At 72.5% G+C, this 12,036-nt stretch carries 11 protein-coding genes; 9 read left to right on the forward strand and 2 right to left on the reverse strand.

What is annotated here, in order from left to right; all coding sequences use genetic code 11:
* Window positions 1–99: 99 nt before the first annotated feature.
* Together ACQ1X7_RS13980 and ACQ1X7_RS13985 are read left to right on the forward strand one after the other, a co-directional pair.
* Window positions 100–558, forward strand: coding sequence for a GNAT family N-acetyltransferase (locus tag ACQ1X7_RS13980; RefSeq protein ID WP_432478825.1), 459 nt, complete (start codon window positions 100–102; stop codon window positions 556–558).
* A 14-nt stretch (window positions 559–572) separates the two neighbouring features.
* Entirely contained in the window at window positions 573–1,394 is an 822-nt protein-coding gene (locus ACQ1X7_RS13985) for an alpha/beta fold hydrolase (protein WP_432478826.1), read from the forward strand.
* Window positions 1,395–1,400: 6 nt separating this feature from the next.
* Here ACQ1X7_RS13985 and ACQ1X7_RS13990 read toward each other — a convergent pair whose 3' ends face one another.
* The gene (locus tag ACQ1X7_RS13990) at window positions 1,401–2,039 is read right to left on the reverse strand and encodes a hypothetical protein (RefSeq protein ID WP_432478827.1); all 639 of its coding nucleotides are present in this window, start codon (window positions 2,037–2,039) and stop codon (window positions 1,401–1,403) included.
* A gap of 101 nt (window positions 2,040–2,140) precedes the next feature.
* Between ACQ1X7_RS13990 and ACQ1X7_RS13995 the strand changes: the two genes are divergently transcribed.
* From ACQ1X7_RS13995 to ACQ1X7_RS14015, 5 genes are all read left to right on the forward strand, one after another.
* Window positions 2,141–3,337, forward strand: a complete 1,197-nt coding sequence (locus ACQ1X7_RS13995) for a winged helix DNA-binding domain-containing protein (RefSeq protein ID WP_432478828.1) — start codon at window positions 2,141–2,143, stop codon at window positions 3,335–3,337.
* A gap of 140 nt (window positions 3,338–3,477) precedes the next feature.
* Window positions 3,478–4,701, forward strand: coding sequence for a S8 family peptidase (locus ACQ1X7_RS14000; protein ID WP_432478829.1), 1,224 nt, complete (start codon window positions 3,478–3,480; stop codon window positions 4,699–4,701).
* Between the two features lie 157 nt (window positions 4,702–4,858).
* A complete protein-coding gene (locus tag ACQ1X7_RS14005; protein ID WP_432478830.1) occupies window positions 4,859–5,554 on the forward strand; it encodes a TIGR03936 family radical SAM-associated protein in 696 nt (231 codons plus the stop codon).
* 324 nt (window positions 5,555–5,878) lie between these two features.
* Window positions 5,879–8,890 (forward strand): Rne/Rng family ribonuclease, encoded by a 3,012-nt coding sequence (locus ACQ1X7_RS14010; protein ID WP_432478831.1) that lies wholly within the window; start codon window positions 5,879–5,881, stop codon window positions 8,888–8,890.
* 153 nt (window positions 8,891–9,043) lie between these two features.
* A complete protein-coding gene (locus ACQ1X7_RS14015; RefSeq protein WP_432478832.1) occupies window positions 9,044–10,660 on the forward strand; it encodes a BCCT family transporter in 1,617 nt (538 codons plus the stop codon).
* A 6-nt stretch (window positions 10,661–10,666) separates the two neighbouring features.
* On the opposite strand, the gene ACQ1X7_RS14020 is transcribed toward ACQ1X7_RS14015, so the two are convergent.
* On the reverse strand, window positions 10,667–11,170 hold the full coding sequence (locus tag ACQ1X7_RS14020; RefSeq protein WP_432478833.1) for a hypothetical protein: 504 nt from the start codon (window positions 11,168–11,170) through the stop codon (window positions 10,667–10,669).
* A gap of 194 nt (window positions 11,171–11,364) precedes the next feature.
* Between ACQ1X7_RS14020 and rplU the strand changes: the two genes are divergently transcribed.
* Together rplU and rpmA are read left to right on the forward strand one after the other, a co-directional pair.
* Window positions 11,365–11,673, forward strand: coding sequence for a 50S ribosomal protein L21 (gene rplU, locus ACQ1X7_RS14025; RefSeq protein ID WP_432479071.1), 309 nt, complete (start codon window positions 11,365–11,367; stop codon window positions 11,671–11,673).
* A gap of 37 nt (window positions 11,674–11,710) precedes the next feature.
* A complete protein-coding gene (rpmA, locus tag ACQ1X7_RS14030) occupies window positions 11,711–11,965 on the forward strand; it encodes a 50S ribosomal protein L27 (protein WP_432478834.1) in 255 nt (84 codons plus the stop codon).
* Window positions 11,966–12,036: the final 71 nt, after the last annotated feature.

The raw sequence follows: 12,036 nt of genomic DNA on the forward strand, positions 1-12,036 counted from the left end.
GAGGAGGGCCGTCCAGGCCGTGTCGAAGCCCGCGGTGCGGAGTGGTGACGCCCGGAGAAGGGCAGGTGGGACGGGCGATGACCTCGATACGCTCCCCCCATGGGAGCCGAGGCGTTCGTGCCGACCGACTTCGAACCGCCCACGTCGCTGACGACCGACCGGTTCGTGCTCGAGCCGCTGGGACCCCAGCACAACGAGGCGGACCTCGCGGCGTGGACCTCCAGCATCGAGCACATCCACGCCACCCCCGGGTACCCGGACGACAGCTGGCCGCCGGTCGGCGGGATGTCGCTCGAGGCCAACCTCGCCGACCTGCGTCGCCACGCCGACGACTTCGCTGCAGGCAGGGGATTCACGTTCACGGTGCTCGACCCGGCCGACCGCACTGACGTCATCGGCTGCGTCTACCTCTACCCGCCGGAGCGCGGCGGCGACGTCGTCGTCCAGTCGTGGGTGCGCGCCGACCGGGCCGACCTCGACGAGCCGCTGGCCGACGCGGTGGCCGCGTGGCTCGCGACCGACTGGCCGTGGCAGCAGCCGGACCGCTGCGGTCGCTGAGCGAGGGGTGAGGGTTGGCCGGGCAGCAGGTGCGCCACCGGACGCTCACGAACGGGATGGAGGTCCAGGCCTGGGGGAGCGGGCCGAGGACGCTGCTGTTCATCCCGGGCGGTCCGGGGAGCGGCCTGCCCCGGGGGATGTCGGGGCGGCTGGCGCGTCGGTGGTTCGCACCCTTCGTGCAGGCCGGGTACGCCGTCCACTACGTCACCCGGCGCAGGAACATGCCGAGCGGGCACACCGTCGCCGACATGGCCGACGACTACGCGCAGGCGATCGACGAGGACCTCGACGGACGCGTCGACCTCGTGGTGGGCGAGTCGTACGGCGGGATGATCGCCCAGTACCTGGCCGCTCGCCACCCCGACCGGTGGCGTGACCTGGCCATCGTGGTGGCCGCCGCCGAGGTGAGCGAGTGGGGGAAGGACGTGGACACGCGGGCGGCTGCCGCCCTCGCCGCGGGCGACCCGGCACAGGCAGGCCGGATCTTCGCCGAGTACGTGCTCCCGGGTGAGCGAAGCCGGTGGGTCCGTCGCCTGGCCGGGCCGTTGGTCGCACGCAGCTTGCTCTCGGGCGCCAGCTACCCGCCCGCCGACGTCCTGGTCGAGACCCGGGCGGAGCTGGCCTTCGACGCCCGCCCGGTGCTTGCGGACATCGGGTCGCGGGTCATCCTCCTCTGCGGTGACCGCGACCAGTTCTTCCCGATCGACCTGGTCGAGGAGACCGCGCGGCTCATCCCGGAGTGCACCCTGGTGCGCTACGAGGGGCAGGGGCACATGAGGGTGGCGAGCAGCCGGCGCGTCGTCCACGACGTGCTGGGCTTCGTGGCCCGACGCTGAGCCGGTTCAGCGGATCGGGCCCCGCATCTGCTCCTCGGAGGCCAGCTGCAGCATGCAGACGGCGTTGTCCCGCTGCGTTGCCCGGGCGGCCGGGAGGTAGTAGGCGAGGATCTTGTTGCGCAGCAGCGCCCGGTCCTGCGACCACTCCTCGCGCAGCCGCTGCACGCACCCCTGGTGCACGACCTTCCGGAGCGCGTCGTCCTCCGAGTAGTCGCGATCGGGGACGGTGAACGCGGCGGTCACCTCGAAGTCGTGGCGTTCCCCGCACGGCACCACGTCGACGGTGGAGCTGGTGGCCTGCAGGTCGTCGCCGAGCGCGAGGTCGCGCAGGGCCGCGTCGTTGACGCAGTCGCCGGGCCGGAGCGCGTTCTTGCTGACCGTGGCCTGCTCGAGGATCCGGCCGGTGTCGTCCCGCCGGGCGTCGTCGGGCGCCTCGAGGAGCGGGACGACGGCCACGACCAGGGCCACGACCACGCCCACGACCAGGACCATGCCCGCCAGCACGACCACCAGGATCCGGCCGGCGCCCCACTGCGGTCGCCGTGGGGGAGGGGGCGGTTGTCCGACCGGCGGTCCCCACCCCTCCGGCGGGTACGCCGGAGGGCCCGGCGGCTGCTGGCCGCCGTACCCCGGGTGCTGCGTCATGGTGTCTCCCCGTCCCGGACGCGCCCACGCGTCGTCCGCGCATCGTAGGCGCCCGGACCCGCTCGCGCCCCGGTGTCGGGGGAATCGGGCACGATTCCCCCATGGACAGCCCGGCCCGGCAGGTCTCCGACGGCGAGCGCCGCGCACGTCTCGTACGCCGCCACGCGATCGGCCCCGACCACCGCGTCGCCGACGCGGAGGCGGCCGCGCGGGCCGTGGTCGTGCTCCACGCCACCGAGCCGGCCACGGTCCACCTGTCGGTGGCGGCCCGCACCGAGGGCGTCTCCGTGGCCGACATCGACTCCGCCCTCTACGACGACCGCGCGCTGGTGAAGCAGCTCGCGATGCGCCGAACCCTGTTCGCGTTCCCGCGCGACCTGCTCCCCGCGGCGTGGGGCAGCGCCTCGAGCCGGGTGGCCGAGGCCGAGCGGAAGCGGGTCGGCGGCAACGTGGTGGCGGCGGGTCTCGCCGACGACGGCGACGCGTGGCTCGACGACCGGCGCCGGGAGGTGCTCGGGCTGCTGGCCGCCGAGGGCCCGATGGGAGCCCAGGCGCTCCGCGAGCGGCTACCGGCGCTCGACGTCAAGATCGCCACCTCACCCGGCTCCAAGTGGGGCGGGCCGATCCCCGTCGCTCCCCGGGTGCTCGGGTGGCTCGGTGCCCGCGCCGACATCGTGCGCGGCGTCAACGGCGGCCACTGGCGGCTGTCCCGCCCCCGCTGGACGCCGATGCCCGACTGGCTGGGGGAGCAGCCGCAGCCGTCGTCCGAGGCCGACGGCTACACCGAGCTCGTGCGGCGCTGGCTGGCGCGCTTCGGACCCGGCACCGAGGCCGACCTGGTCTGGTGGCTCGGCGCGACCAAGGGCGCCGTACGCCGGGCCCTGGCCGAGCTGGGCGCGGTGCCGGTCTCCCTCGACTCCGACCGGAGCGGCTGGCTGCTGCCGGACGATCTCGACGTCGAGGAGCAGGTCGACCCGGCCGCCGCGCTGCTGCCGACGCTCGACCCCACGACCATGGGCTGGAAGGAGCGCGACTTCTACCTCGCCCCCGACGACGTCCCCTACCTCTTCGACTCGGTCGGCAACGCCGGCACCACCGCGTGGTGGGACGGGCGGGTCGTGGGGTGCTGGGTGCAGGCCGACGACGGCCGGGTCCACGTCGTGCTCCGCGGGGACCCGGGAGCGCCGGCCAGGCGCGCGCTGGAGGCCGAGGCGGAACGGCTGACGGCGTGGCTGGGTGGCGAGGTGGTGGGCAACGTCTACAAGTCGCGGTTGATGAAGGGGGCGACCCTGCCGTGAGCGGGCCGACCGGTCAGCGGACGCCGACCTGCAGGTTTGTGCGATGCACGAACCTGTCGCTGCCCAGCGGCCCCTCCCGCGGCTAGGTTCGACGTCGAGCCAGCAACCGCTGGTCGACGATCCTTCTCGGGAGACATCGCATGACGACCCATGCCCTCGCGCGCCGCCGGCGTGCCAGCACCGCCACTGCCGCCACCGCGGCGGGAGTTCTCGCCCTCGCCACCCTGGCTGTGGCCGCACCCACCTCCGCCGCCGCGGGGGAGCCCGCGGCCCCCCTGTACGGGGCGCAGCAGTCCTCCGCGATCGACGGCCGCTACATCGTCGTCCTCGACCGGGACGCCACGAACGCCGACGAGAAGGCCGTCGTCGCCGAGGCGCGTGACGCCGGTGCCAGCGACGTCGACCGCTACGCCACCGTGCTCGACGGGTTCTCCGGCGAGCTGAGCGGCGAGGCCCTCGAGCAGGTGCGCAGCCACCCCGACGTCGCCTACGTCGAGGCCGACCAGGAGGTCACCGCCGCCGCGACCCAGTCGCCCGCGACCTGGGGCCTGGACCGGATCGACCAGCGCAACCTGCCGCTGAACAACGCCTACACCTACGACCGCACCGGGTCGGGCGTGACGGCGTACGTCATCGACACCGGCATCAACGCCACCCACAACGAGTTCGGCGGCCGGGTCACGCCGGGCGCCACCGCGATCAACGACGGCCGCGGCAGCAGCGACTGCAACGGTCACGGCACCCACGTCGCCGGCACCGTCGGCGGCTCGACGTACGGCGTGGCCAAGGCGGTCACCCTCGTGCCCGTCCGGGTCCTCGACTGCAACGGCTCCGGCTCGACCTCCGGCGTGATCGCGGGCGTCGACTGGGTCACGAGCAACCACACCTCCGGCCCGGCCGTGGCGAACATGAGCCTCGGCGGCGGGGTCTCCACGACCCTGGACAACGCGGTCGCCCGGTCCATCTCCGACGGCGTGACCTACGCCGTGGCCGCGGGCAACGAGAGCACCAACGCGTGCAACGGCTCACCCGCCCGCGTCTCGTCGGCGCTGACGGTCGGCGCCACCACCAGCAGCGACACCCGGTCCAGCTTCTCCAACTACGGCTCGTGCGTCGACCTGTTCGCGCCGGGCTCGGGCATCACCTCGGCCTGGTACACCAGCAACAGCGCCACCAACACCATCTCCGGCACCTCGATGGCCTCCCCGCACGTGGCCGGCGCCGCGGCGCTCTACCTGCAGGGACACCCGAGCGCCTCCCCGAGCGCGGTCGGCAGCGCCCTCCTCGGCGGTGCCACCACCGGCGTGGTCTCCAACCCGGGCAGCGGCTCCCCGAACCGGCTGCTGTACTCCCGCATCAGCTGACGCGAAGGCACGGTTGAGCCGGTCATCGGCTCAGCTGGTTTCGAGACGGCCTCGCTCAGCCCGAGCGCGCTCGGTCTGAGCGGGGCCTCCTCAACCTCCTCGCCCTGTCTGCCCCCTCGCCAACTCGGGGCCAGAGGCTCGGACCTACCCTGTCCGGGTGCGTGAGCAGCCCGAACAGCAGGCACCCCCGGTCCAGCGGCTCCGCATCCGGTACGCGAAGCGCGGCCGTCTCCGGTTCACCTCCCACCGCGACTTCTCCCGCGCGTTCGAGCGGGCCCTGGTCCGCGCGCGGGTCCCGATGGCCTACTCCTCGGGCTTCAACCCCCACCCCCGGATCTCCTACGCCGGCGCCGCCCCGACCGGGGCGGCCAGTGAGGCGGAGTACCTCGAGATCGGGCTCGCGACCCGGACCGATCCCGACGACGTACGCCGCGAGCTCGACGCGGTCATGCCCGACGGCCTCGACGTGGTGGCGGTGGCCGAGTCACCGGGCGGCGCGCTCGCCGACCTGCTCACCGCCAGCCGCTGGCGCATCGACACCCAGGCCGACCCCACCGCGCTGGCGGAAGCGGTGCCGGTGTTCCTCGCGGCCGACTCCGTGCTCGTGGAGCGGATGACCAAGAAGGGGATGCGGGAGTTCGACTGCCGGGCGGCGGTGCACGACCTGGCCGCCGACGGCTCCTCCCTGGAGCTGGTCCTGCACCACACGGTGCCGGCCGTCCGGCCCGACGACGTGCTGTCCGGGCTGCGCGGGCTGACCGGGCTGGAGGTTCCCGGCGCACCGTTGCTCACCCGGACCGGGCAGGGAGTGCTCGACGTCGGCAGCGGGGAGCTGGCCGACCCGCTCGGCTGAGCGTGCATGCCACCTGCAGGCGGCACGTGTGCGATACTCGGCCACGGTCGGCGTCCGCGCCGGCCCGACGACGTTCTCGCCGGCCGCGCCCCCTGCGGATCGGCACGACGGACGGACGTTGCCAGCCAGACCGCGACGCGGCCAGCCGGAGAGGGTGACAGCCCTCCGGCACCAGGCCCGGCGACCGCGGCAGGTCGGTGACCGAGGTCCTTCGACGCACCGCGGAGGGTGTCGTCGCCACTGAAGGCTTTGTGCCGCTCCCGGCTCGCCGGGCGCCGGCGCCGACCGCCCGGTCGCACGAACGGCCGGGCAGAGGGAGCAGGGATGCTCGAGGACACCCCGGGCCAGGAGCCCGCCACCGAGACCGCCACCGCGCAGGCCCCCGTCGCGGAGACCGCGCCGGCGAAGAAGACCGCGGCGAAGAAGGCGGCGGCCAAGAAGACCGCGGCGAAGAAGACGCCGGCCAAGAAGACCGCCGCCAAGAAGACCACGACGAAGAAGACGACCGCCAAGAAGACGACCGCCAAGAAGGTGACCCAGGCCGACGGCGACGCCCCCGAGCCCGTCACCGATGCCACCGACGCCCCACCCGCCAGGAAGGCGGCCTCCCGCAGCCGGTCGACCAAGAAGCAGGCCCCCCGGACCGAGGAGTCCGACGACGCCGCCGGCGACGAGGTGTCGAACGGGACCGTCCCGCTGTTCCAGGCCCCGGACGCGGCCCGGGCCCCGGCCCCCCAGCGACGCTCCCGCACGAAGGCTGCCGACCGGGACGGCGCCGCCGACCAGCCGGCCGACCAGCCGGCCGAGCAGCCGGCTGCCGCGAGCGAGGCCGGGACCCAGCCGTCGACGCCTGACGCCGAGGAGGCGCAGGGCGGGTCGGAGGCCGGTGAGGGTGGCGAGTCCGCCGGTCGTCGTCGGCGTCGCCGCGGGGGCCGCCGCCGCCGCAAGCCCAGTGGCGAGGGCGGGTCCGCCGACGAGCAGCAGGACCCACCGGACGAGAAGGCCGGGTCGACGACCTCGCAGGGGAAGAAGAAGTCCGGCGGGTCCGAGAAGCCGGACCAGGACGAGAAGTCCGACGGCGACAAGGAGGGTGGCGAGAGCAGCTCGTCCCGTCGGCGTCGTCGGAGGCGGCGGGCCGGCGACGAGGGTGGCTCCGGCCAGGGCACCGACGACCCGCAGAACACCGTCACCAAGGTGCGCCAGGGCCGGTCCGCGGAGGACCAGATCACCTCGCTGAGCGGGTCCACCCGCCTGGAGGCCAAGAAGCAGCGCCGTCGCGAGGGCCGTGAGGCCGGTCGCCGTCGTGCGCCGATCGTGAGCGAGGCGGAGTTCCTCGCCCGCCGTGAGTCCGTCGACCGGGTGATGGCGATCCGGCAGCGCGACGACCTCACCCAGATCGCCGTCCTCGAGGACAAGGTGCTGGTCGAGCACTACGTCGCCCGCGAGTCGCAGACCTCGCTGATCGGCAACGTCTACCTCGGGCGCGTCCAGAACGTGCTGCCGTCGATGGAGGCCGCCTTCATCGACATCGGCAAGGGCCGCAACGCGGTGCTCTACGCCGGCGAGGTCAACTGGACCGCGCTCGGCCACAAGGACGGTCAGCCCCGCAAGATCGAGTCGGTGCTGTCCTCGGGCCAGACCGTGATGGTGCAGGTCACCAAGGATCCCGTCGGCCACAAGGGTGCGCGGCTCACCAGCCAGATCAGCCTGGCCGGTCGGTTCCTGGTCTACGTCCCCGACGGCACCAACAGCGGGATCTCCCGCAAGCTGCCGGACACCGAGCGCAACCGGCTCAAGACCCTCCTCAAGGAGATCGTCCCCGACGGCGCGGGCGTCATCGTCCGCACCGCCGCCGAGGGAGCCAGCGAGGAGGAGCTGACCCGCGACGTCGAGCGGCTCACGGCACGCTGGGCCGACATCGAGAAGAAGGCCAAGGGGAGCGCCCCGCAGCTGCTGTACGGCGAGCCGGACCTGATGCTCAAGGTGGTCCGCGACCTGTTCACCGAGGACTTCGCCAAGCTCGTCGTCCAGGGTGACGGGGCCTGGGAGACCGTCCACGGCTACGTCACCCACGTCGCCCCCGACCTCGAGGAGCGGCTGGAGAGGCACGACGGCGAGAAGACCGACCTGTTCACGACGTACCGGATCGACGAGCAGATCGCCAAGGGCCTGGACCGGAAGGTCTGGCTGCCGTCGGGTGGCTCGCTGATCATCGACCGCACCGAGGCGATGACGGTCGTCGACGTCAACACCGGGAAGTTCACCGGTTCCGGGGGCAACCTCGAGGAGACCGTCACCAAGAACAACCTCGAGGCGGCCGAGGAGATGGTGCGCCAGCTGCGGCTGCGCGACATCGGCGGGATCATCGTCATCGACTTCATCGACATGGTCCTGGAGTCCAACCGCGACCTCGTGCTGCGCCGGCTGGTGGAGTGCCTGGGCCGTGACCGGACCCGCCACCAGGTCGCCGAGGTGACCTCGCTCGGACTGGTGCAGATGACGCGCAAGCGGATCGGCACCGGACTCCTCGAGGCGTTCTCGGAGACCTGCTCGCACTGCCAGGGGCGCGGGCTGCTGGTGTCGGACATCCCGGTGGAGCCCGCCAAGGCCGACGAGGAGCCGCGCCGCTCCCGTCGTTCCCGCGGCGGCAAGGGCCGCGGCGGCGACTCCGGCAGCAAGCAGGAGTCCAAGCCGACCGCACCCCCGTCACCCAAGGACGTCGCCGCCATGTCGCGCCCGCACAAGGACGACGCCGCGTCGGCCGAGGTGGTGACGGAGGAGCCGGTCGGTGAAGCCGCGGAGCCCACCGTCGAGGCTCCCACACCTGCAGAGGTGCAGGCCACCGGCGAGACCGCCGTCGAGGAGGCGCCTGCTCGGGAGAAGGCCGCCGACGAGAAGCCGGCCGACGAGGCGCCTGCCGCCGAGACGCCTGCCGAGGAGGTGCCGCTGGACGAGCCGCCGGTCGACGAGGCGCCTGCCGAGGAGGTGCCGCTGGACGAGCCGCCGGTCGACGAGGCGCCTGCCGAGGAGGTGCCGGTGGACGAGGCGCCGGTGGACGAGGCGCCGGTGGACGAGGCGCCGGTCGACGCGCAGCCCGTCGAGGAGGAGACGGAGGCGCCCCGCCCGGCGGTCGTGACCCGGTCCCGACGGCGGAGCGCACGACGCCCCGCCGGCCCGCCCACGAGCGCCTCGCCCGCCGCGACGCCGCCGCCCGGAGCCGTGGGGTCGGTCGGCGAGCCACCGGAGTCGGGCACGGTCGAGCCCGGCACGGCCGGGGCCGAGCCGGCTGCGGTGGAGCACGTCCCGGTCAAGAAGCGCGGGTCGCGCAAGCGCTGAGCCGACGGCGCCGCTCTTGACGCCACCCGGGGGCGGCAGGATCCTGAACGTGACCGGCCTCACACGACGGCCGGACAGGGCTGCGAACACCCGGGACGGACACCCCCCTCCGGTTCCTCCACCTCGGGTCGGCGGCGGGCGGGAGGGACCACGATGGCCGAGCTCGACGAACGCACCGACGTCGATTCACCGCCACCCGCACGCGGCGGCGGCTCGATCGACACGGTCGTCTTCGGCGTGGCGGCCGCCCTGTCGGTTGCGTTCGTCCTCGTCGGGGTGATCTGGCCCGAGGACATGGCGACCACCACGGGCGAGGCGCTGACGTGGGTGACCTCGAACTTCGGCTGGCTGTTCGTCCTCACCAGTGCGGGGTTCGTGCTGTTCTCGGCGTACCTCGCGGTGACCCGCTACGGCAACATCAAGCTCGGGCCCGACGACTCCGAGCCGGAGTTCTCGACGGTGTCGTGGGTCTCGATGATGTTCGCGACCGGCATGGGCATCGGGCTGATGTTCTGGGGCGTCGCCGAGCCCCTCACCCACCTCAACACGCCGCCGCTGGGCGAGGCGGCGCCCGGTTCGGCCGCGGCTGCCGAGCTGGCGATGCAGTACTCCTTCTTCCACTGGGGCTTCCACCCCTGGTCGATGTACGCCGTGATCGGTCTGGCGATCGGCTACTTCGCGTATCGCCGGGGCTACGGCAACCTGGTGTCGGCCACGTTCCGGCCGCTGCTCGGCGACCGGGCCGCGGGCGGCACCGGCAAGACGATCGACGTGATCGCGATCTTCGCCACCCTGTTCGGGTCCGCCACCTCGCTCGGCCTCGGCGCGCTGCAGATCACCGGTGGCCTCGACGACGTCTTCGGCGGTGGGGCCGACAGCAAGGTGCTGGCGGTCATCGTGATCGCCGTCCTCACCGGCTGCTTCGTGCTCTCCGCCGTGTCCGGGGTCGAGCGCGGGATCAAGTGGCTGTCGAACGCCAACGCGGTCGCAGCGGCCCTGCTGGCCCTCTTCCTGTTCGTGGTCGGCCCGACGGTGTTCATCCTCGGCACGTTCACCACGACCATGGGCGACTACCTCACCCACCTGCCGGCGATGGCGTTCAACACCGGCGTCTACAGCTCCGAGGCGAGCAGCTGGCTGGGCGGCTGGACCATCTTCTACTGGGCGTGGTGGATCTCCTGGACGCCCTTCGTCGGCATGTTCATCGCGCGGATCTCGAAGGGTCGGACGATCCGGGAGTTCGTGATCTACGTGATCCTGATGCCGAGCCTGGTGTCGTTCATCTGGTTCGCGATCATGGGCGGGACGGCGATCAACCTGCAGCTGAACGAGGGCTGGTCGCCGCCGATGGTCGACGGCTCGATCGCGCTCGAGGCCACGCTGTTCGACGTCCTGCGGGAGTACCCGCTCTCGTCGATCACCGTCGCCCTCGCGGTGTTCCTGATCGCGATCTTCTTCGTCACCGGAGCCGACGCCGCCTCGATCGTGATGGGCATGCTCAGCCAGAACGGCGAGGAGGAGCCTCGCCGCCCGCTGATCATCTTCTGGGGTGTCGCCACCGGCGCGGTCGCCGCTGTGCTGCTCTGGGCCGGCGGGCTCTCGGCGTTGCAGACCCTGGTGATCCTGGTCGCGGCACCGTTCATGCTGATCCTGATCGGCATGTGCGTCTCGCTGATGAAGGCGCTGCGCGAGGAGCGGTTCGAGTCCACGATGGAGCGGCGCAGCCGGCGAGCCTGGGAGCACGCCGAACGGTTCCCCCAGGGGCCGTGACCGGGGTCAGCGGGCCTTGAACCAGGCGTTCGCGTCCGACCTGAACAGGAACACCACCGCGGCAATGCTGAGCACGGCCGACAGCAGGCCCAGGACCAGCAGCAGCACCGGCTGCGAGCCGATGCCGAAGAGCGACAGTAGGACGCCGATCGCGACCAGCACCGTGTAGACGATGCGGGCCCAGTTGTGACCCTTGCCGATGAAGATCGCCAGGAGCGCCGTGATGCCGACGCTGATGACCAGCCCGAAGACGGCGCTGGCGAGCACGATGCTGCGGATGCTGCCCTCGTCGAGCGTGACCCCGGAGGCCTCGAGCTGCTGGTCGATGAGCGTGTCGATCAGCACGAAGGTCACCACCGCGCTGACCAGGCTGAGCACGATCGTGGCCCAGATCAGCTTGACGGCCGTGTCGACCGACGTCGGCCGGGGCCCGCGGGCGGCGGGTGCGCCGTACGCCGGGCCTCCGGGCTGCTGGCCGGGTTCGGTCGGGTACTGCGGGTACTCGGACAAGTCTCCCCCTCGGAGTCGGTCGGTCGCGCCGACGGTACCGGGGGTACGACGTTTTGCGGCGGCACCGCGCCGTCCGTACTATTGACCGTCGGTGCGCTTCCGCGTGCCTTCCCTGCTCGGCATCCCGGTCCCCCGTACCGGTCCGAGGCGTGCCGCAGGGCCGCAGACCAAGCAATGACGTGAAGGAGACCGCGGTGTACGCGATCGTGCGCGCAGGCGCCACCCAGCACAAGGTCGCCGTGGGCGACGTCCTCGAGATCGACCAGGTCTCGACGCCCGTGGGTGAGACGCTGACCCTGCCCGTGGTCATGACCGTCGATGACGACTCGGTCACCACCGACGGCGCGAAGCTGGACAAGGCCACGGTCACCGTCGAGGTCCTCGGTGGCACCAAGGGCCCCAAGGTCGTCATCCAGAAGTACAAGAACAAGACCGGCTACAAGAAGCGCCAGGGTCACCGCCAGAAGTACACCCAGGTCAAGGTCACCGACATCTCCCTCTGAGCCTCGGCTCGAGGACTTCACGCGAAGGACTACTCACATGGCACACAAGAAGGGCGCGGCCTCGACCAAGAACGGTCGCGACTCCAACGCGCAGCGCCTCGGCGTCAAGCGGTTCGGCGGCCAGGTCGTCGGCGCCGGCGAGATCATCGTCCGCCAGCGTGGCACCCACTTCCACCCGGGCTCCGGCGTGGGTCGCGGTGGTGACGACACCCTCTTCGCCCTCGTCGGCGGGGCCGTGGAGTTCGGCACCAAGCGCGGCCGCAAGGTCGTGAACGTCGTCCCCGGCGAGTGACCTGACGTCACGCACACCAGCATCCGAAGGGCGTCCCTGAGATCGGGGCGCCCTTCGACGTTGACGGGGTG

This window comes from Nocardioides sp. GXQ0305 (genome assembly GCF_050880345.1).
Classification (GTDB): domain Bacteria; phylum Actinomycetota; class Actinomycetes; order Propionibacteriales; family Nocardioidaceae; genus Nocardioides.

Coding starts and splice junctions, on each gene's coding strand:
- ACQ1X7_RS13995 (WP_432478828.1), top strand. CDS start 2,141: ATGGACAGCCCGGCCCGGCAGGTCTCCGACGGCGAGCGCCGCGCACGT.
- ACQ1X7_RS13990 (WP_432478827.1), bottom strand. CDS start 2,039: ATGACGCAGCACCCGGGGTACGGCGGCCAGCAGCCGCCGGGCCCTCCG.
- ACQ1X7_RS13980 (WP_432478825.1), top strand. CDS start 100: ATGGGAGCCGAGGCGTTCGTGCCGACCGACTTCGAACCGCCCACGTCG.
- ACQ1X7_RS14010 (WP_432478831.1), top strand. CDS start 5,879: ATGCTCGAGGACACCCCGGGCCAGGAGCCCGCCACCGAGACCGCCACC.
- ACQ1X7_RS14015 (WP_432478832.1), top strand. CDS start 9,044: ATGGCCGAGCTCGACGAACGCACCGACGTCGATTCACCGCCACCCGCA.
- ACQ1X7_RS14000 (WP_432478829.1), top strand. CDS start 3,478: ATGACGACCCATGCCCTCGCGCGCCGCCGGCGTGCCAGCACCGCCACT.
- rpmA (WP_432478834.1), top strand. CDS start 11,711: ATGGCACACAAGAAGGGCGCGGCCTCGACCAAGAACGGTCGCGACTCC.